Origin of the sequence: Porphyromonas endodontalis ATCC 35406, assembly GCF_000174815.1 — a bacterium.
In the GTDB taxonomy this organism is placed as follows: Bacteria; Bacteroidota; Bacteroidia; order Bacteroidales; family Porphyromonadaceae; genus Porphyromonas; species Porphyromonas endodontalis.
The window spans coordinates 39,399-57,597 of record NZ_ACNN01000032.1; the positions used below are offsets into that span (position 1 = coordinate 39,399).

Annotated in this window: 21 protein-coding genes and 4 pseudogenes; 8 read left to right on the forward strand and 17 right to left on the reverse strand. The window is 43.9% G+C overall.

The features are described from left to right. The first annotated feature begins 8 nt into the window (after positions 1-8). From POREN0001_RS07700 to POREN0001_RS07715, 4 genes are all read left to right on the forward strand, one after another. Positions 9-512: a flavodoxin gene (locus tag POREN0001_RS07700; RefSeq protein ID WP_004334855.1), complete on the forward strand. Its 504-nt coding sequence runs from the start codon at positions 9-11 to the stop codon at positions 510-512. Positions 513-552: 40 nt separating this feature from the next. Continuing rightward, positions 553-969 (forward strand): DUF2023 family protein, encoded by a 417-nt coding sequence (locus tag POREN0001_RS07705; RefSeq protein ID WP_004334768.1) that lies wholly within the window; start codon positions 553-555, stop codon positions 967-969. A 188-nt stretch (positions 970-1,157) separates the two neighbouring features. Continuing rightward, the gene (locus POREN0001_RS07710) at positions 1,158-1,784 is read left to right on the forward strand and encodes a DUF4294 domain-containing protein (protein WP_004334829.1); all 627 of its coding nucleotides are present in this window, start codon (positions 1,158-1,160) and stop codon (positions 1,782-1,784) included. A 100-nt stretch (positions 1,785-1,884) separates the two neighbouring features. Continuing rightward, positions 1,885-2,478, forward strand: a complete 594-nt coding sequence (locus POREN0001_RS07715) for a type 1 glutamine amidotransferase family protein (RefSeq protein WP_004334870.1) — start codon at positions 1,885-1,887, stop codon at positions 2,476-2,478. Positions 2,479-2,931: 453 nt separating this feature from the next. On the opposite strand, the gene POREN0001_RS07720 is transcribed toward POREN0001_RS07715, so the two are convergent. From POREN0001_RS07720 to POREN0001_RS09455, 3 genes are all read right to left on the reverse strand, one after another. Beyond that, positions 2,932-3,522, reverse strand: a complete 591-nt coding sequence (locus tag POREN0001_RS07720; protein ID WP_004334900.1) for a DnaB-like helicase C-terminal domain-containing protein — start codon at positions 3,520-3,522, stop codon at positions 2,932-2,934. 93 nt (positions 3,523-3,615) lie between these two features. Then, positions 3,616-4,041: a hypothetical protein gene (locus POREN0001_RS07725; protein ID WP_174900842.1), complete on the reverse strand. Its 426-nt coding sequence runs from the start codon at positions 4,039-4,041 to the stop codon at positions 3,616-3,618. A gap of 95 nt (positions 4,042-4,136) precedes the next feature. Next, positions 4,137-4,379, reverse strand: coding sequence for a hypothetical protein (locus POREN0001_RS09455; RefSeq protein WP_040581427.1), 243 nt, complete (start codon positions 4,377-4,379; stop codon positions 4,137-4,139). 58 nt (positions 4,380-4,437) lie between these two features. On the opposite strand from POREN0001_RS09455, the gene POREN0001_RS07735 reads away from it, so the two are divergent. The 4 genes and pseudogenes from POREN0001_RS07735 to POREN0001_RS09705 all read left to right on the forward strand — a co-directional run. Beyond that, positions 4,438-4,857 carry a VOC family protein gene (locus POREN0001_RS07735; protein ID WP_004334857.1) on the forward strand — a complete coding sequence of 140 codons (420 nt, stop codon included), beginning with the start codon at positions 4,438-4,440 and terminating at the stop codon, positions 4,855-4,857. 54 nt (positions 4,858-4,911) lie between these two features. Further along, positions 4,912-5,256, forward strand: a complete 345-nt coding sequence (locus POREN0001_RS07740; RefSeq protein WP_004334807.1) for a DUF4180 domain-containing protein — start codon at positions 4,912-4,914, stop codon at positions 5,254-5,256. 176 nt (positions 5,257-5,432) lie between these two features. Further along, positions 5,433-6,005 (forward strand): hypothetical protein, encoded by a 573-nt coding sequence (locus POREN0001_RS07745; RefSeq protein ID WP_040581433.1) that lies wholly within the window; start codon positions 5,433-5,435, stop codon positions 6,003-6,005. Positions 6,006-6,450: 445 nt separating this feature from the next. Beyond that, positions 6,451-6,570, forward strand: a pseudogene (locus POREN0001_RS09705) (IS30 family transposase); the annotation flags it as partial. Positions 6,571-6,684: 114 nt separating this feature from the next. Here POREN0001_RS09705 and POREN0001_RS09710 read toward each other — a convergent pair. The 14 genes and pseudogenes from POREN0001_RS09710 to POREN0001_RS09495 form a co-directional block, all read right to left on the reverse strand. After that, positions 6,685-6,926 (reverse strand): annotated as a pseudogene (locus POREN0001_RS09710) (RHS repeat-associated core domain-containing protein); the annotation flags it as partial. A gap of 94 nt (positions 6,927-7,020) precedes the next feature. Continuing rightward, positions 7,021-7,593 carry a hypothetical protein gene (locus POREN0001_RS07760; protein ID WP_004334822.1) on the reverse strand — a complete coding sequence of 191 codons (573 nt, stop codon included), beginning with the start codon at positions 7,591-7,593 and terminating at the stop codon, positions 7,021-7,023. A 12-nt stretch (positions 7,594-7,605) separates the two neighbouring features. Continuing rightward, positions 7,606-7,830: a hypothetical protein gene (locus POREN0001_RS09405; RefSeq protein WP_147286659.1), complete on the reverse strand. Its 225-nt coding sequence runs from the start codon at positions 7,828-7,830 to the stop codon at positions 7,606-7,608. Positions 7,831-7,889: 59 nt separating this feature from the next. Then, positions 7,890-8,387 (reverse strand): hypothetical protein, encoded by a 498-nt coding sequence (locus POREN0001_RS07765; RefSeq protein ID WP_052296713.1) that lies wholly within the window; start codon positions 8,385-8,387, stop codon positions 7,890-7,892. Beyond that, positions 8,338-8,553, reverse strand: a complete 216-nt coding sequence (locus POREN0001_RS09595; protein ID WP_233429177.1) for a hypothetical protein — start codon at positions 8,551-8,553, stop codon at positions 8,338-8,340. Before POREN0001_RS09595 ends, POREN0001_RS07765 begins: the two co-directional genes overlap by 50 nt. An 81-nt stretch (positions 8,554-8,634) precedes the next feature. Continuing rightward, positions 8,635-8,808 (reverse strand): annotated as a pseudogene (locus POREN0001_RS09625) (RHS repeat-associated core domain-containing protein); the annotation flags it as partial. A 461-nt stretch (positions 8,809-9,269) separates the two neighbouring features. Then, a complete protein-coding gene (locus POREN0001_RS07775; protein ID WP_004334752.1) occupies positions 9,270-9,698 on the reverse strand; it encodes an NTF2 fold immunity protein in 429 nt (142 codons plus the stop codon). A 182-nt stretch (positions 9,699-9,880) separates the two neighbouring features. Then, complete coding sequence (locus tag POREN0001_RS09605) at positions 9,881-10,162, reverse strand: hypothetical protein (RefSeq protein WP_248616549.1); 282 nt, start codon at positions 10,160-10,162, stop codon at positions 9,881-9,883. Positions 10,163-10,165: 3 nt separating this feature from the next. Then, a pseudogene (locus POREN0001_RS09630) lies at positions 10,166-10,288 on the reverse strand (RHS repeat-associated core domain-containing protein); the annotation flags it as partial. Positions 10,289-10,308: 20 nt separating this feature from the next. Next, positions 10,309-11,277, reverse strand: a complete 969-nt coding sequence (locus tag POREN0001_RS07785) for an RHS repeat domain-containing protein (RefSeq protein ID WP_004334755.1) — start codon at positions 11,275-11,277, stop codon at positions 10,309-10,311. Positions 11,278-11,391: 114 nt separating this feature from the next. Beyond that, positions 11,392-11,976, reverse strand: a complete 585-nt coding sequence (locus POREN0001_RS07790; RefSeq protein ID WP_040581447.1) for a hypothetical protein — start codon at positions 11,974-11,976, stop codon at positions 11,392-11,394. Next, entirely contained in the window at positions 11,973-16,136 is a 4,164-nt protein-coding gene (locus POREN0001_RS07795; RefSeq protein ID WP_004334837.1) for a DUF6531 domain-containing protein, read from the reverse strand. Before POREN0001_RS07795 ends, POREN0001_RS07790 begins: the two co-directional genes overlap by 4 nt. A gap of 39 nt (positions 16,137-16,175) precedes the next feature. After that, a complete protein-coding gene (locus tag POREN0001_RS07800; protein ID WP_004334793.1) occupies positions 16,176-17,528 on the reverse strand; it encodes a tetratricopeptide repeat protein in 1,353 nt (450 codons plus the stop codon). A 6-nt stretch (positions 17,529-17,534) separates the two neighbouring features. Beyond that, positions 17,535-18,199 (reverse strand): phage baseplate assembly protein V (locus POREN0001_RS09495; protein WP_004334784.1); only part of this gene is annotated, 665 nt, incomplete at its 5' end.

Here is an 18,199-nt window from a genome sequence, read left to right on the forward strand (position 1 = left end):
CACAAACGATGAAAAAGATTGGTATTTACTTTGGATCCTCAAGTGGTACGACTGCCGATGTAACAAAGACCATAGCTAAGCGTCTCGGTGTGGATGCAGCAGACATTCACGACGTAGCTTCCGCAGACGCTACTTCTATGGCAAATTATGATGTTCTACTCCTCGGTAGTTCCACTTGGGGTATGGGCGACCTCCAAGACGATTGGGAAAGCTTCCTCCCCAAAGCTAAGGGACAAAACCTCGCCGGCAAGTGCGTGGGTCTCTTCGGTTGCGGTGATTCTTCCTCATATAGCGATACATTCTGCGACGCCCTTGCTACCATCAAAGAAGAGATGGAAGGGACTAGCTGCACCTTCATTGGCGAAGTAGCTGCTGAAGATTACGGCTACGACGAAACTCGCTGCGAGCAGGGTGGTAAGCTCATCGGTCTCCTCCTTGACGAGATTAACGAGTCGGACAAGACGGGCGACCGCATCGACAACTGGGTAGCTGCTCTCCAACCCAACCTTTAATATCCGCTCTACACTCTTTTGCACCCAAAGGTTGTCTGATATGGAAGAGATCATCGCAACTCAGGCTCTTGATGCCGACATGAAGGTGTTTTCGCACCTCGTGTATGAGTACGAAAAAGGAGTACGTAACCTCGTGCTTTATACTATTAGTGAAGAGTATACTCCCCTTGCCCTAGGCAAGCTCAGCCATAGAGAGATTGAGTACTTCGTGCAACCTGTGCCCAATAAAAGCTGTGTAAATATCTTTTTCGGGCGCAGCGAATGCCTCAAAACCCTCAAGAAGTTCCTACGCGAACGCCCCCTCAATAGTCTCTCCCCGGAGGAAGATTTTATCTTGGGGGCTCTACTGGGATACGATCTTTGCCGCCAATGCGAGCGGTATTGCAAGAGAGTGGAACACGCCGAGAGCGTGCGAAAAGCGAGCGAACAACCTATGCTCATATACACAAACATTTGAGCGCAGAGATTGTTGAGGACTCCACACGAGAGACTTCTCGTTAGATTGGAATGTTTTTAGCAAGAGAGTGTTACCCCCTCTTCATCTTCTTGATGGAGAAGGGGTAACTTCCTTTTTTAAGAGAAAGGACTAAACTGCTAGTCGCAAAAAATGTGGTAAGTTTGCTCCACGATATAAAGCACACAACGATGAAACAGTATAGATACCTCCTCTACTCCCTTTTACTACTCACCCTCTCGTGGCAAGTCCACGCTCAAAACGTCTTTGACGCAAAGGCGGCCGATACCGTTACACTACATCCCAGGGTGTCGAACAACGATACCACGTACTACGCAGCCCTCCCACAGATAACCGTTCAGCACCACTATCGCCTACGCTTTGCCCCCCTTACAAGGGAAGAGCAAAGTGCCAATTGGCGGCAAATACGCGATGTGAAGAAGGTGCTCCCCTATGCCAAAAAGCTCACGGCTATCATGATGGAGACCTACGAATACCTAGAGACACTACCCAACGATCGTGCTAGGAATCGCCATCTCGACCGAATAGAGAGCGATTTGGTAGAGGAATACAAGCCGATCATGAAGAAATTCACACTCCGGCAGGGACTTCTGCTTATTAAGTTGATGGATAGGCAATCGTGTAGCACCGGCTACGATCTCATCAAGGCCTTCTACGGAGGGTTCAAAGCCTCAATGTACAATATCTTTGCCGGCTTCTATGGGGGAGACCTCAAGAGTAAGTATGATCCTCGCTTCAATCGAGAAGATGCTCTTACCGAGCGCATCATTTACCTCGTGGAGCACAACCAACTGTAAGAACGGACCTCTCATTCATAAGAATGGTATTTGTCTAATCCACAAGTATTGTTCACGTACAAACTGACAATCAACTTTCCGAACTAAAAAATATACATCAATGAAACAGAAAGTTTTATTCATCCTATTAAATGAATACACAGATTGGGAGGGAGCTTTTCTCTCCACGGCTCTTCACGTAGGAGTGACACCGGGTAGTGAAATAAAATACGAAGTACATACAGTTGCACCAACGTTGGACGCAGTCCGTTCCATCGGTGGGTTCAAAACATTGCCCGATTATTCTTTCGAGAATATGCCGAAAGATTACGCAGCCTTGATACTTATCGGAGGTAACCGTTGGGATGCATTAGAAGCAGAACTTGTTACACCATTGGTACAGGAGGCTTTGGACAAAAACAAAATCATAGGGGCAATATGCAATGGTGCTTCGTTCTTATGTTCGCACGGATTTCTCAACAATGTAAAACATACAGGCAATGGCCTTGACCAACTCAAACTCTGGGGTGGTGAAAAATACACAAATGAAGAAGGATATGTAGAAGCACAAGCCGTCAGTGATGGAAACATCGTTACGGCAAATGGGCTAGGACACTTAGAATTCACTCGTGAGATGCTTCTGTTACTAAAAGCGAATGGTCCGGAAAAGATTGCCATGTGGTATGATTTCTACAAGAATGGATTTGTGAGATAATAGTATATAGGAAAGGGCTTGTTCCATTCCGGGAATAAGCTCTTTTCTATAACAAATCTATACCTTGACTTCATCCGTCCTTTTTCTTCTCTCTTGCAATCTTTTGATCTATGATTTGAGCCTAGTTTTACGTTCTGGCAATGAATGAATGCCCTATTATGTTAGCATTTCTCTCCATCCAAATACCGACCTCTAAAGCCAGCCTTAGAAACAAAAGCCTCCCGACAAGAAAGAATCCACCGAGCAGTTGAAAATGTGCAGGATCTTCTCCTAGAACTTCATAATATAGTCTCAAGAGATTCCTAATGAGCTTTCGAGAGATTACATTTCATTGGGGACAATACTACAAAAAAGAAAAGCCCACGCTGCAATGTTTGCAACGTGGGCTTTGTCTCCTAAATTCCCCTCTGATTTTGAGTACATCTCCTTTGCATACCCTCCTTTTTTATCGGACTAAGAAGAAAAAGGCGATGCAACGGAGGTGTATTTCCCGTCCCTATCTATCAAGCCGACGTTGATTCCAGGTATATCTACAGCAGAGTCATCGTCACTATCCGAGTTATTGAGGTCGTTGTAGGATTCTCCCATACCAAAACATTTGGGTAGCTGAAACAATCCGATAATAGCGACATGGCACTCTTCTGCCATTAGCTTCAAGTCTTGCAAAATGGATATGAGCTCCTCCTTTCGAGACGTCGCAAGAGAGGATGGACTCAATAGCTGGATATAGTCCACAAGCACGTAGTCAACAGATGTTCTTTCGAGTTTGCTACGGATTTGATCTAAGCTAATTTGTGGCGTATCATCAATGACGATTCTACTCTTTAGATCCTGCAACTCATCCTCTTCTATCTGAAGTTTCATTCTCTCAACAAACCGCGATTGACTCATCTCAAGCGAGAAATAGAGTACCCTTCGATTGCTCTGAGCTAAACGTAAAGCCACAGAAATAGCAAACGCTGTTTTGCCAACAGCCGGAGCACCTTTTACTATCGTCAGGGTACCTGCCGGAAAATGGTTTAGAATAAAATCGCTAGATATCATATTAAAAGTTCTATGGAGAAATAGACCTCCTCTTCGCAATAGGGTAACTGACAAACTGACAAAATCAGATTGTAGAGAAGTAAAAGGACGCCTTCATTTGAGCGTTTTGGAATAAGACATCGCAGTCTCGTATCTGTCCGCAATCATATCTTCTTTCGCTCCCCAAATAAATAGCTTATCTCCAACGATCTTGTAGAAACGCTCATAAGTCCAATTAGATAGCTTTAATCCGGATCCATATACGAAGATGAATAAGCGGCTATTATCCTCTGTGTAGAAGAGCCTTTTTCCCCCCGGGTAGTGAAAGCCGATGCATGATCCATCAGGATGGAATGTTATTGTCTTTTCCTTTGGGTGCACTTCTGTATCGTTGGGCTCTAGAATAGTCCACGTGCCCAAAAGGCGCACATCCATCTCTTTTTTCGTCATATCTGGAGCACGCTCTTCGCAAGAGCATAATCCCCATCCTATAACTAGGGACAACATAATTAATCCCAATAGGTGCAGTAACTTTTTCATAACACAATCTTTTTCACATAAGTTTCATTGTCGGTAAACAACCCTCTTTGGGCTACTAGTGGTCAATACGAACTAGATACACTGATACTATACGCTTACTCTAGTCCATAAATCTCACTCCTCATAACAAAGATACCATAAGCTCCCAAAACAACATCATTTCCCATAAAACACGACATGCTGTGTTTAGGGCGGTTAATCTGAAGTTTGACCGCTAACAAATATCTCCCGACAAGAAAGAATCCACCGTGCAGTTGAAAATATGCAGGGTCTTCTCCTAGAACTTCATAATATAGTCTCAGGAGATTCCTAATGAGCTTTTCGAGATTAACTTTCATCTTCTCTTTCTATCTATATGAAAATAGTAACTTTGTTGGGAATCAGAAAGTATAGCTTATGAGACAGAAATTCACTTTAATCACATTAGGAGTAAAAGACTTTCAAAAGGCATCGACTTTCTATGAGGGGTTGGGCTGGAAAAGATCGGAGCAGAGTCAGGAATCCTATGCCTTATTCCCTTTGGGTGGGATTGTTTTGGGATTATACCCACTGCAAGAATTAGAAAAAGATACCACATTAAGCTATCAACAGACAACCTTTTCAGGCGTGACCATTAGTTACAACGCCACATCAGAGGAAGAAGTCGATGCCGTGATGCAAGAAGCTGAACGGCTCGGAGCTACCATTGTAAAACCTGCACAAAAGGTATTTTGGGGAGGATACAGTGGCTATTTTAAGGACTTAGATGGCTATGTGTTCGAGGTTGCCTACAATCCATTTTGGCAGATTGACAGAGAAGGAAATCTTGTCTTATAGTTCATCAACAACGGACAAAGAGCAGGCAATTAAGGGACTAACAATGAATAGTACATGGAAATTAAAACCCACAATATAGACAATACAAAGGTGGCTGAAATTATAACTGACAAAGTCATCTTGAGGTCCACTGAAGACGGATTAGAATTGTTGGGCAACTTGTATTATCAGGGCTTTGACAAAATCATTATTCACGAGAAGAATATTACACCTGAATTCTTTGACTTAAGAACTAAAATAGCAGGAGAGATCCTTCAAAAATTCGCACAATACCAGATGCCGCTCATAATTGTTGGCGACTTTTCTAAGTATAAGAGTAAGAGCCTGAATGACTTTATTTTTGAGAGCAATAAGAGCCAACAAATCAACTTTATTAAAGACTTAAGCAACATATTATAGTCATGTTCGATATTCTCCTGATAAGATTTGTAGGCGTTAGTTGATCTTCTTATCTGTTGTTTTCCCACACTTCTCTCTTCTAATCGTGTGGAGAGGGGCTTTTCCTAGAGAGGTTATACTACATTCTCCCCGTCCATAGTAATACCATTGAGTCGCTTATTCTTATTGATATAGCAATGATACAAGCAATCATACCCATACTATTCGCCATGATGTGCAACTCTACACAGTATGAACCCATAGAATACCCTACGCCACTGTTTGAGCAAACGGAGCTGAACGTGTGTCTGGAGAACGATCAGGACCACAAGACCTACTTGAAACACGTAGCCCTTTACGCACCCGTAAACTGCCCCTACTTTTTGTACGGGTCGGAAATGGAAGAAGAGAAGTTCAGGAAACTCAATCCCGAGTTCACCCTCTATTGGAAAGAAAGGACGGAGAGAAGCTGGGGTGGAAACGAATGCAGCGCCGTAGCCCACTTCGTCAAGGATGCGGAGACGGGGCACTACAACATCTACGAAGCATCGTACCTCGACGCTTGCTGGAAAATGACAGAGGTACCCCGTATCAACAAAAACAGTCCCTTGATCCGCATACCCAAACCGATAAGTTTCGAACCCAAAAGAGGCAAGTTCCGATATGCAGGACGATCGGACAACGAGCAGCTGATAGCCGTGAAAGTGTGGAAGCATGTGCAAAAGGAAGAGGGTAGGAAGGCGAAAGCGAGGAGGAAAATAAAAAGATAATATAAAGAATATGGACAGACTTTTTCATATTGGCATGATTGCACTATTAGGCATTGGATTTATCTTTTGTATCCGCTTTCTGTACAAGGGTCGTAATATTTGTAAAACGCCCGATGCAATAGGCATATCCATTCCGAATCATATTCCGTCGAATGCTATATCCCTCTCGCCCTAGATTAGCATGATTTTCAGCCTAAAAGGGTTCGAATTGCAGCCCTAGATTTTTTTTGCTTCCGCCCGAGAAACTTTTTCTTTCTGCCCTATACTCCGCAAAGTATTGGGCTATTTTTTCTTTCATTCCACCGGACAGATCAAATGAAGTTTTCCCACTCTATTTCGGGAAGTTGTATTTTCCAGTTGTAAGTGCAACGCTTAGATAAACAAAAACCACCCTGGGGCTAGCCCCAGGGTGGTTGAACTCAAAAAGTTTATATTTGCGTTGAATATGAAAAAATACAACCATTTGAGCCGAGAGCAAAGATACACAATTGATCGACTTCTGAAGCAAGGTAAGTCCTATTCTTTCATCTGCAGATTCCATATTGTCCAAACTACGTGCATAAGCTCTTGAACTTTGATTAGTTGTCATACCCTTGCCTAAATTCGTTCTATTTACAGTTGCTATTGCTTCAAGAATCTCATTATTATTTCCGATTGTTACTGTAGGAATAATCCCTTTTAACCCGAAAATATCAATCCAACTATTCAGGTCATGAACATAACTGTATAAAAAGCCATTCCACCTACCAACCCTATGGGATCTTGGCTTATATACGTTCCAGTGTCGGGAGAGTAGTATCTGAAATGGTTATAGCAGAGGTCAGTCTCTTCATCGAAGTATTGACCTTGGAACAAGAAAGGCACAAGGGTACTATTTCCTGTTCTTATTTTGCCGTAAATGTCAAGATTTCTTTCCTCAACTACTATTGCTGTCAAAGAGACGAATTGTCGTCCCCAAGCAATCGAGAAAATGCTACAACTCTCTCCGCTTGTAGTTTGATGTAGGGTATCCTTGTCAACCGAAGAAAAAAGCGATAAAATCCTCTCTTTGTTTATCATTCAAATTCAGAGATAAAACATCCCTGACATCATCAATAAAAACAGATAAAGTCTCCTCATCCTCATCAGTCGTATTAAACCTATATTTTTCTTCCTCCATTTTCATACATTCCGATAGAATGTCAAGAAAATCAGAAAGAGACGAGCTTAAACAAAAAAAGCTCCTTTTATCAATAGAGGCATATATACCATCATCTTTTCTATCATAATAGATAGCATCATCATTTCTATTCGCAAAAACAACCCAATCTTTATTCCATTTTAAGTCGTCGTTTACGACTTTTCCCTCTTTATCAAGAATAATATACCAACCCTTTTGCGCATCTTTCAACCTCTTTTCCGGCTGTATATTAAGAAAAAACTCACCTCCAATGGTTAATACACGTTCGAACGAAGTTAATTGGTAAAATGCTTCGAGAAGACTTTCTGTCACGAGTTCTTCTTTATCAACAATTTCAAAAGCTCCTGTATCCACGCCATTACGACCAAATGCTCCATGCAACTTTTTTATAGCACTCTTCAATTCCATATAGTCCTTGTTTTAATGACTACGTTTTCTATCAATTAATCTTCCTCTTGTTTCATTGTCGTAATTTCCTCGGTGTCCTTGTTTAGAATACAAATGCTCATTCACTCCTGAAGGATGATTAGCATTCTGCAAGAACATAATATTTCTCGGATCTCCTTGTAACTCTGGAAATTCAGAAACATTATTTATATGGTAACCAATATATCCCATTTGAGACATTGTACTGGTCAACTCCATTCCGTTTCTTCCAGCTAATATTGCATCACTCTCAAGCATCCGAAATAGAAGGAAATAATTTACCTATCCCAATCCAAACCCCAATCAATCTCATCAATAAACCATCCTTTCTTTTGACCAAGTTCTGTAACATAATTCAAAAGAAGCTCTCTGTCAAGGTCAGGATTATTCTTTATGAATGCTTTATTTTGCAATCCGGTCTTCAACCACTCCAAGAAAATCTTTCCCAACTCATACCTCTGTTCTATCTTATATTTTCTGAGGGATTCTTCAAAGTTCATATGATATCTTATCATCAGGAAATTATCAGACTTCGTATAACGAATATATGATTGACTACCATTTTGCGGGGTACTTTCAATGATAATACCAATACTAGCATCATTTTGTCGGAATTTATCGTTAATTCTATCTTCTATGATACCTCTAAGTTCCGAAACTAATTCTCCAACTTTTGTTCCTGCAGTAACTGAACCAATTAAAAAATTCATATCAGTGTATTTGTACTTAATGATGACATTTATTTCCAGGAGGTAAAAAGCCTTTCCACGCTTCATATCCTTTTATTTTCATTCTCTCGAGAAGCAAGGTTGCCTTTCTGCTAATATCAGTATGTAAGATTTTCATTTCTACGCCAACACCTTCTAAATACTTTTGGGTATAACGTTTTAATGCATCTTTAGATGTCCCTATTTTCCATAAGTCCCCCTCCTTTAGGAACATTTCCCCAATAGGGTTCTTCTTTCCATATTCGAAAACAGGATACCAGCCATCTTTACGAGCAACGAGAGCATACAAATCATCTAACCCTAGGGGATCAATTCTGTTATTTACATCTCGAACATAGGCATACAAGGTTGGGTTGTTGCCAGCCAGTCCTATGGGGTCCCAGGAGATGTATAGGCCAGTGTCGGGCGAGTAGTATCTAAACCTATTGTAGCAGAGGTCAGTCTCTTCGTCGAAGTGTTGCCCTTGGAATCAGACTATTCAACTATATTGCACCGGTAATGGTAGTATATCCTGATTTTCAGAAATCTTCTTCCCTACAGCAGTTTCCTTGCATGCTTTATAAAATCTAAACCCAAGAGATAAAAGCACTTCCAAAGCTTCCATTGGCTCTTCTGAAAGATAATTAAATACTCCAAAGCTAAATTCCCTTATCCAACACACATAAACGAATTTGCCATTTGGTAATAGTATCTCATAGACATTGCCGTATTTTTTATTATCTCCCTAAGCCATACTAACATGTTTTTAATGATGTCCTTTCGTTAAATTATTGTCAAGTATCCCTGTTTTGTTGTTTTCAGAATTAACAAAAGCTGCTTCGTATCCATAAAGAAAACTCGATAGCAAAGCAAGATGAGACTAAATGCCCTCCCATAGCGTCCGTTATTGTATCGTCTCGGTCTCCACAACTAAATTAGATGCTTTCTTAGCTATAGAGATACTGATTTCCAAGCATCTTTACTCTCGTCGTAAATCTTTTTTGCATCAATTAGCCATTTTCCATTACTCTCTATTAAGACATAGTGAAATTTTTCATCTAAAGGATCTTCACGATACGTAATCACGTAATATTTTGTATTCGACTTTTCATCCATTATAGCATCTGTAATCACCTCTTTGGATGGGTCATATTCGTATGATCCATTTGATCCATAAGAAATGGTATTGGGTTTACCGTTTTTACGTTCTTTTTTTGTGCAGAGAAAATCAAAAATCTCTAGTAAATTCCCCTTCTGTAAACTAAACTGCTCTTGAAATGTTAAAGAATTATCCAGTGCAATTGTATTACATTCTATTTCCCATTGGTGCATTTTTTCAATAAACAATTTCACAACATCACAGACATCTTTTTCTTTCATACGGTGTATTTACTAATGGTGATTATTAAATGATTTATTTTCTGTCCATTTGGTGCTGTCGCCTCATAATGAACTCTAGTTGGTCTAAGCCCTCCATTTCCATATTCAAATGTCACTTTTATGTCAGCACTTCCGTGCTTACTTAGAAACTTTGTCTTCAAATTGGGCAAACTCCCCTCTATTCACATGAAAATCCTGGGGGAAAACATTCTTTTTCCTCCACTGCCTCCCAAGTTTCTCCCTATAATATGTCCGGCATCATCATCCATATTACCCAAACTACGTGCATAAGCTCTTGAACTTTGATTAGTTGCCGTGCCTTTGCCTAAATTCGTTCTATTTACAGTTGCTATTGCTTCAAGAATCTCATTATTATTTCCAATTGTTACTGTAGGAATAATCCCTTTTAACCCGAAAATATCAATCCAACTATTCAGGTCATGAACATAACTGTATAAAGCCATTCCACCTGCCAGTTCTATGGGGTCCTGAGAGATGTATAGGCCAGTGTCGGGCGAGTAGTACCTAAACCTATTGTAACAGAGGACAGTCTCTTCATCGAAGTATTGACCTTGGAACAAGAAAGGCACGAGGGTACTATTTCCTGTTCTTATTTTGCCGTAAATATCAAGATTTCTTTCCCAAACTTTTGCGCCATGACTATCAAAAGCATGAGTAGGAGTGCCGAATAGTCCGTTATGATGCTGTACGACTTATCGCCTACAATCTTTGCCGTAGGTATGAACGTGCCCTCCTCAAACAGCCATGTGGTTACATCGGATTCCTCCGTCCACTCATGCAACGGTACGTTGCCATCCCAAACCCAATGAGTGGTCTTGCCCTTGTAGGTCTTGGAGATTCGACGACCAAGTGGGTCGTACTCGAACTCTGCAGTCTCGCCATTGGGTCGCTTGACGCGTCGGAGCATACCATTGCCCTGCCATTCATAGGACCAATCGCCCTCCTGCCAAAGCGGAGCTAACGTCTCGTCGGGGCGCAATCGTTGTTTCAGAACAAGGTTACCTTCGCCGTTGTAATGATAGGAGAACTTCTTGTCCTGCAGCAATCGTCCACTCTTGCCGTACTTGCAATCTTTCCTATCAGGCGTATGGAATAGATTGCCGATGGCATCAGACGCCTTATAGATTGCCTCTACCTGAGAGCCTTCCCGGTAGTCCGCCTTGAAAAGGTTGTCCCAAGGGTCGTAGTCGAAAAGAACGGTTTCGCCCGTGAGTTCGTTCACCTTACGATGCAGGTGGTTGCCCATGCCCCAATAATAACGCATGCGGCTCTGCTTGAAACCTCCCGAGAGAATATCCCGGCGAACCTCACGACCGAGCATATCACGGTCCGTCGTGACGCTCACTCCTCCGCTCAGCTCTCGCTGGATCCCCAACCCGCTCTTGTCACGACCAATCGCCACACTCCAATCGGAGGCCTGCATCCCTGAGAGTTGACCCTCCGAAGAGAAGCCACCCGATAGATATAGCAATAAGCTGACAATAAATCGAATAAACATACTCTGCATAGTCAAAGAAATAGCCTCTGTGAAGGGTACATTTTTGTATAGAAAAGTCATTTTTCTGTGGCAAAGCTACAAAAACACCCCCGCCGATGTTCCGCCAAAGGCAGAGAAAAGAAAGCAGAAAAACGCCCCGATTTAAGCTGGGCTTGAACCTTTCTTAAATATGCATTAAACATTGCGAACTTCTATCAAATCTTTTTTTGTTATTAATTTGTACTCGATTAGCTTGTCTGTTATTTCTTGGGAAGCAAACAAACTATATCCCTGTTCAAAATCATGTCCAAACTCTAAGTCACTTCTATAAAAAGTATTCGATTTCAGCTTTTGTATCACATCTACATCAATGTATGGAGGAACATTACCGTAAACACCCATATACAAACCACACTCGTTACATTTATTTTCAAATTCAATGGGACGTTTTGTCCTGTTAATCACAACTTGCTGGAAACATTCTATCAAATAAAAGCCCTTGCTTTTAGGTGTGGAATAGAATACAAGTCCTTGCCAATCTGAATTTTCGTACAAATTCTTAAATTCTTGCGACACCACAATAAAACCATCATAACTACTGGATAAATGATATTTCCTTCTTTTTATCTTATATGTAGACAAATGTTTTTCTATAAGACTTCTCTTGTTTAAAATCAGCTTACAAGTAGGGCAAGTAACGTACTTGCACCTATCGCCCTTGCTGACTTCCAACAGATAACTGTCATTGTCATAAAATTGTAATTCAAAGTATTTCATCATTTACAACCTGTCTTTTGTAATTGAGGGTGTTGAGCAAAGAAATCAGCTGAAGCCTGCGGATATTTCTTTTTGTTCTTCGTGTAAAACTCAGCCAAAGCGTCTAAGCGTTCTTGTCGCGTAAAATTCTGCCTTATAATCCTTCCCGAATTGCCCCGCTTGGGTCTCATAGAAACAGATTCTCCATTAACAACCTTTGTTTTTGTTTCCAAATAGGTGTTCATATCTCGATGTAAATCAATATGGTCTTCCGTTTTTATGTTTGTTAAAGATTGTTTCGGATCGCCCCCCATAAATTTGGGATCTGAATGGTGTCCGTGTGTACCACTTAATCCAAACGGATCTATCCAACTGTTAGAATCGTGAACATAAGCATATACATTTAGCCTGCCTGCAATAGAAATCGGATCTTGACTTATGTATGTGCCAGTACTTGGGTCGTAGTATCGAAAGCGATTGTAACAGAGGTCAATCTCTTCGTCGAAGTATTGACCTTGGAACAAGAAAGGCACGAGGGTACTATCTCCTGTTCTTATTTTGCCGTAAATATCAAGATTTCTTTCCCAAACTTTTGCGCCATGACTATCAAAAGCGTGAGTAGGAGTGCCGAGATAGTCCGTTATGATGCTGTACGACTTATCGCCCACAATCTTTGCCGTAGGTACGAATGTGCCCTCCTCAAACAGCCACGTAGTTACATCGGATTCCTCCGTCCATTCGTGCAACGGCACATTGCCATCCCAAACCCAACGGATGGTCTTGCCCTTGTAGGTCTTGGAGATTCGACGACCAAGTGGGTCGTACTCGAACTCTACGGTCTCGCCATCGGGACGCTTGACGCGTCGGAGCATACCGTTGCCCTGCCATTCATAGGCCCAATCGCCCTCCTGCCAAAGCGGAGCTAACGTCTCGTCGGGGCGCAATCGTTGTTTCAGAACAAGGTTACCCTCGCCGTCGTAATGATAGGAGAACTTCTTGTCCTCCAGCAATCGTCCACCCTTGCCGTACTTGCGATCTTTCCTATCAGGCGTATGGAATAGGTTTCCGATGGCATCGGGCGCCTTATAGATTGTCTCTACCTGAGAGCCTTCCCGGTAGTCCGCTTTGAAAAGGTTGTCCCATGGGTCGTAGTCGAAAAGGATGGTTTCGCCCGTGAGTTCGTTCACCTTACGATGCAGGTGGTTGCCCATGCCCCAATAGTAACGCATGCGGCTCTGCTCGAGACCTCCCGAGAGAATATCCCGGCGAACCTCACGACCGAGCATATCACGGTCCGTCGTGACGCTCACTCCTCCGCTCAGCTCTCGCTGCATCTCCAACCCGCTCTTGTCACGACCGATCGCCACACTCCAATCGGAGGCCTGCATCCCTGAGAGTTGACCCTCCTTGTCGTATTGTAAAGCAACATCGGCACCCAGGTCGCTACAGAGACGGATACGGTTGCCATAGGCATCATAATGACTTTCTACGGTACGCTCTCCCTGAGTTTCTTGTAACACTCGTCCGTCCCGGCCTCGCACCAAGGCAATTCTCGTCGCATCGTTAAAGGCGGCTACAAGCAAACCGTCTTTATTGTACTTGTATGCCGATGCGCTGCCGTCGCTGTGCTGTTCACTGACGATATGCCCCACGCCGTCGTACTCGTAAGTGCTCCACCGTTCATCCGGACGCAGCACTTTGGAGACACGTCCGGCACCGTCGCGCTCGTAATGGCGGTGAAGACCGTCGAATCCCCATTCGTCCACCACATCGCCGCAGCCGTTCAGAGCGAAGCGGTAGAGCTCTCCGCCTTCATTTGCAATACCTGTGAGTTGCAACTCTGTGTCGTATTCGAAGCGCACCGTACGCCCGTTCTGTGTTCGGCTCAGCAATGTACCGAGACTACCATAACGCCAACGTACCTCACGCAATCTGTCCTTCGCATGAACGAGGTTCCCCGAAGTGTCATAGGTGAAGCGATGCTCGTTGCCATCCGCTTCTCTCATCCAAAGGAGATTCCCCACCTCGTCCGAGCGATAGAGGGTGCGGTTGCCTCGAGGGTCTCGCTCTTCGCTCAAGTGCCCGAAGGCATCGTACAACCACCCGCGGTATGTGCCGTTCGGGTAGGTGAGTTGTATGGGGCGGCGCTTGCTGTCGTAGTCGAAAAGAAAGACATTGCCCCGCTCGTCGGTAATTTTACTCAGGTCTTGCCCTTGGTACTCGTAGGACCGTGTGTTGCCGTTAGGATAGCTCCGCTTAATCACGCGATCCTGCTCGTCATACTCCCAGACATGGGTTGCCCCTTGCGGGGTAGTGACATTTAACAGGTTCCCTTGCTCATCATATTCGTATCGGGTACTCTCTCCGTTCTCGTTCTCAATACAGGTTACATCGCCCAAGTCGTTGTAGGTGTATTTCCGACTACCGCCCTCGGGGTTGACCGTCACAATCAGTTCCTCATATTCATTGTACTCCTGTAGCGTAACGCCCCCTGCCTCGTCGATGATTTTATAAATCAGATTGCGTTCGTCATAGAAATATTGGGAGGTAAAACCAAGACTGTTTCGTGTCAGCGTATGCCCCGGGAGGTACTCGGTATGATGTTCCAGCACTCCGCCATCACCCCACGTATGCACGCATCGGGCATCATCTCCTTTGCCCTCATACTCCCAGTAAAAGTTTTGCCCCGTCTGATTGGTCAGTTGTACCAAAAGATGCCCATCGTAGCGGAAATGCTTCTCAGCCCCCTGCATATCGCGGGTCTCCACCATATTGCCCGCATCGTCATAAGTGTAGCGGATGAGACTTTTCTCTTTCCCGTCAAAGATTGTACGCAGTTCCAAAACACGTCCCTTACTGTCGGTATCCACTTTGATTTCCCGACCAATGCTGTCCGTGATAGTGCGCAATGCGCCACCGATAGAATAGCTCAGGCGAATGGAAAAGCCATCGGAAGTTTCTATCGTAGAGAGCATCTTATATCCCTCCCTATTTCGTAGAGCATCGAACCGATAGCGGCGTTTCTCCTTGCTTATAAGCAGAAAGCCCTTATCGTCCCGAGTGAAGAGCAGGCCTTCCTTGCGACTGACGAAACGCTCTCCCTCGGCAACCAGGGGTACAATCGTTTCCCGCCCATCCCACAGACGCACGGAGGCGAAGCCATCCCCCATATCGCACAGCCCCATGTTATAGTTATGGTGCCAGTTGTATCCTAGAGGTCCATCTACCTCGGCATCACTGTAATAGGTTCTTTCCCAAACGAAAGGAAGGGGCCCCGGGAGTTCGACATCTCGGTTCGTGGAATAGACACGTCCTGTAACAGCATCAACGGGTTCGCCAAAAAGGCGGCACTTGACAGGCTGGAGTATCTTTCCCAACTTGGGGTGCTTGGTCTTAATACCGTCGATCAAATCCTGAAACTTGTCCCCGAGCTTGCCCCAGAGCTTACCCATACCTTTCAACCCCAATTTCATGGTCAGTTGGAAAAGGTCAATAGTGGGGGGACCGCCCACAAGCACGGGCTTCCCTACGGAAGTGATAACCAGCAACACAGAAGTAGGAGCCATGAGAGACACCTTTTTGGCGGCCTTGTTCACTCTGAAAGGAGCAGGGACTCCGACCAAATTACAAGACAATGCAGGATGGAACAGCGTGCTGCAAGGACCTCCATCCATCAATACAGTGCTGCTTCCCATAAACATCTCCGAGCTCGCCATCGGCTTAACGATGGGAAAAGGTACATGCGCAATAATTCCCGGAAGATGTTGGATACCCGTACCGGCATTGGCAATCCACCTACCATGAACCTGTACAGAGGGCTTCATGCCATTAACAATCGCCGTGCAGATTGACGCGAGACTCGTTGGTGGTGTTTCGCCCAAAGGAACGGGGGGAGGTGGTGGAAGAACCGTAGAGATGGCACTCATGATAGCCCCCATAATATCGAAAACCATACCGACATGAGGCACCGGCAGAAGAGGGGAGGGGGGAAAGATTGTTTCATGAAAATCCACTCCTATTGCCAAATCGAAATACTTGGCAACGGGCATGCCCGGCATAGACGGCAGCACGCGTGCAAGATCCCGCTGGAGATGATCTAGTTTATCCTTGGCCTCTCCAAACAACTCTCCGAATCCTTTGCGGAACACAGGAGCCGTCAAAATCTTATCCAATACCTCTACCATAATATGCTCTTTGTCTGAGATGATTCGTCCATCTTAAGACTAAAATCCTGCACGTGAAGTTGGAACTGACTTGTCATTCTTTTTCGTAGCATCTTTCAGCACTTTCTCCCAGTCATCGCCCAGCCATTCCTCCAATTGTCCTTGCAAAATTTTCATATCAGAGGAAGGACGAACAGAGGCACACAAGAGTAATGCCATATGTGCAGCGTGCAAAAAGGTAGATTGTCGCCGCACCTCTAGATCCAAATAAGCTCCCGACGCCAACGCTAGGAGCATATGCTCGAAAGCAGTCTGCTTCTCCCCTTTTTCGTAGTAAAGATGTCCCAATAAACGCCTCGCCTCCATCAGATAATAGGCATCACCCTGCTTGGAAGCCTTATCTGCTAAAGCCTCGTATACAAGAAGAGCTTGAGAGTATTCTCTTTCACCGTATAATATGGCTCCTTTTAGCAACATACAAGATTTCCATACAGGATAGCCTGTTGGGTCATTGTTATCCATCGCTTTGGAGGCTTTATCCAAAGCTTCATCTGTATAGGCAGCACTCTTGCGAGTATTCCGAATAGCAAAATAGGCTTGTGCAGCAATCAACAATCCGGAAATCAAGGATGACGCAGTACCGATCTCTTCCGTAATTGATAGTAGTTTCTTTACTTCACGGGGAGTTTGGTTGTTCAGCTTTTGGGTAGTAGAGTCCATCACTGCAATAATTTGCCTTCTAAAACGAGCATCGACATCAATGGTATCATTATCGCTTCCCCCCTTTTTCATTTCATTGCTGATAGCTTCTGCCATATTGAGCTTGGGATGAAGATATACACATACATCCGACTCTCTAACACGAATTTTCCTATCTGCAGCTAAATCCAATGTCACTAGACGCAAGCCATTGGGGATATCGTCAATGACCTTTTCAAACCATTCTGAAATGTTGTCTTTGCTATACGCTGAAATGGGGAAATAAAGACAAAAATGCGTCTTGGACGTGATCCTATTGATACTTTGCCTGAATCGAAGCAATTCACTCCACAGAGTTTCTGCTGTATGGGGCAAATCAACCCTCGGAACAAAGAGGTCTGTTAGAAAATGATTCTCATACAAAGCCTGATGGATATCCATTTTAGGATTAGGAGAAGGGGTAAACCAAGATAGGAACTCTGTCCACAATTCTTCCTCAAAGATGGCAGAATCTCCGTTATAAGAGCTATCGAATCGAAAAAAGAGATCATCAAACTTTCCGATGGGCGATTGCTCAATGTCCATAAACTTGGTGATAATATCGACATCAGGATAATCCGCTACCCAAACAGCCAATTTCCACGAAGGGAGGGCATCTATTTTCCTCCATTCTTCATGTAACTTATTATACTCTTGGGCAATTGAAGCCTCCATAGTTCCTTATGAATTGATTTTTACAAGACCTCCTGTAATGGTTGCATCCATATCACCATTGATAGATACATTGCTCCCACTTACAGAAGTTTTTCGGCCTTGGATTTGGACCTCACTACTTCCTGAAGTTATGACTTTTGTTCCGCTAACAGCTGCAATACCCTCTTCTTTCGCCAATTGGAATCCGGCTGAGCCACTACCTGCCGAGATAAATTCAGAACCGGAGATTGCGATCTTTGCTGCATCTATTGCGATTTTATCTTCTTCCAAAACGAGAGAGGATTTTCCATTTGAAATAGCGATTGTCTTTGATGAAACTATCGTTATCATATCCTTGCCATCCACAACAATGAGATTCTCTCCTGTTTTGTCTTTTATCGTAATCCCCCCTCCATCATTTAATTCAATGGTGTGACCACTCTTGCTACTGAGACTTTTGACATTATTGCCCGTTCCCCCTCCAGTTCCTGCCTTCCCATGGAAAAGACTTCCCATCACGAAGGGGCGGTGTGGATCACCGTGCTCGAAGCCGACCATCACCTGGTCGCCGACTTCGGGTATTGTCACCAAGCCCCGATTACTGGAGACCTGGTCACTGCTCCCGGCATCCGGTGTCTGCACCCTTAACCAATTGGTCGTAAGGCTGAGAGGCTTCTGCCAGTAGAACTGCA

Excerpts from the sequence above, each read along its gene's own strand:
- POREN0001_RS07795 (WP_004334837.1), bottom strand. The coding sequence starts at position 16,136 with ATGGTAGAGGTATTGGATAAGATTTTGACGGCTCCTGTGTTCCGCAAA.
- POREN0001_RS07735 (WP_004334857.1), top strand. The coding sequence starts at position 4,438 with ATGAGACAGAAATTCACTTTAATCACATTAGGAGTAAAAGACTTTCAA.
- POREN0001_RS07760 (WP_004334822.1), bottom strand. The coding sequence starts at position 7,593 with ATGGAATTGAAGAGTGCTATAAAAAAGTTGCATGGAGCATTTGGTCGT.
- POREN0001_RS07785 (WP_004334755.1), bottom strand. The coding sequence starts at position 11,277 with ATGACTTTTCTATACAAAAATGTACCCTTCACAGAGGCTATTTCTTTG.
- POREN0001_RS07775 (WP_004334752.1), bottom strand. The coding sequence starts at position 9,698 with ATGAAAGAAAAAGATGTCTGTGATGTTGTGAAATTGTTTATTGAAAAA.
- POREN0001_RS07710 (WP_004334829.1), top strand. The coding sequence starts at position 1,158 with ATGAAACAGTATAGATACCTCCTCTACTCCCTTTTACTACTCACCCTC.
- POREN0001_RS07720 (WP_004334900.1), bottom strand. The coding sequence starts at position 3,522 with ATGATATCTAGCGATTTTATTCTAAACCATTTTCCGGCAGGTACCCTG.
- POREN0001_RS07740 (WP_004334807.1), top strand. The coding sequence starts at position 4,912 with ATGGAAATTAAAACCCACAATATAGACAATACAAAGGTGGCTGAAATT.
- POREN0001_RS07715 (WP_004334870.1), top strand. The coding sequence starts at position 1,885 with ATGAAACAGAAAGTTTTATTCATCCTATTAAATGAATACACAGATTGG.
- POREN0001_RS07790 (WP_040581447.1), bottom strand. The coding sequence starts at position 11,976 with ATGATGAAATACTTTGAATTACAATTTTATGACAATGACAGTTATCTG.
- POREN0001_RS07700 (WP_004334855.1), top strand. The coding sequence starts at position 9 with ATGAAAAAGATTGGTATTTACTTTGGATCCTCAAGTGGTACGACTGCC.
- POREN0001_RS07725 (WP_174900842.1), bottom strand. The coding sequence starts at position 4,041 with ATGAAAAAGTTACTGCACCTATTGGGATTAATTATGTTGTCCCTAGTT.
- POREN0001_RS09455 (WP_040581427.1), bottom strand. The coding sequence starts at position 4,379 with ATGAAAGTTAATCTCGAAAAGCTCATTAGGAATCTCCTGAGACTATAT.
- POREN0001_RS09405 (WP_147286659.1), bottom strand. The coding sequence starts at position 7,830 with ATGGAGTTGACCAGTACAATGTCTCAAATGGGATATATTGGTTACCAT.
- POREN0001_RS07800 (WP_004334793.1), bottom strand. The coding sequence starts at position 17,528 with ATGGAGGCTTCAATTGCCCAAGAGTATAATAAGTTACATGAAGAATGG.
- POREN0001_RS09595 (WP_233429177.1), bottom strand. The coding sequence starts at position 8,553 with ATGTTCCTAAAGGAGGGGGACTTATGGAAAATAGGGACATCTAAAGAT.
- POREN0001_RS07705 (WP_004334768.1), top strand. The coding sequence starts at position 553 with ATGGAAGAGATCATCGCAACTCAGGCTCTTGATGCCGACATGAAGGTG.
- POREN0001_RS07745 (WP_040581433.1), top strand. The coding sequence starts at position 5,433 with ATGATACAAGCAATCATACCCATACTATTCGCCATGATGTGCAACTCT.
- POREN0001_RS07765 (WP_052296713.1), bottom strand. The coding sequence starts at position 8,387 with ATGAAGCGTGGAAAGGCTTTTTACCTCCTGGAAATAAATGTCATCATT.
- POREN0001_RS09605 (WP_248616549.1), bottom strand. The coding sequence starts at position 10,162 with ATGGCTTTATACAGTTATGTTCATGACCTGAATAGTTGGATTGATATT.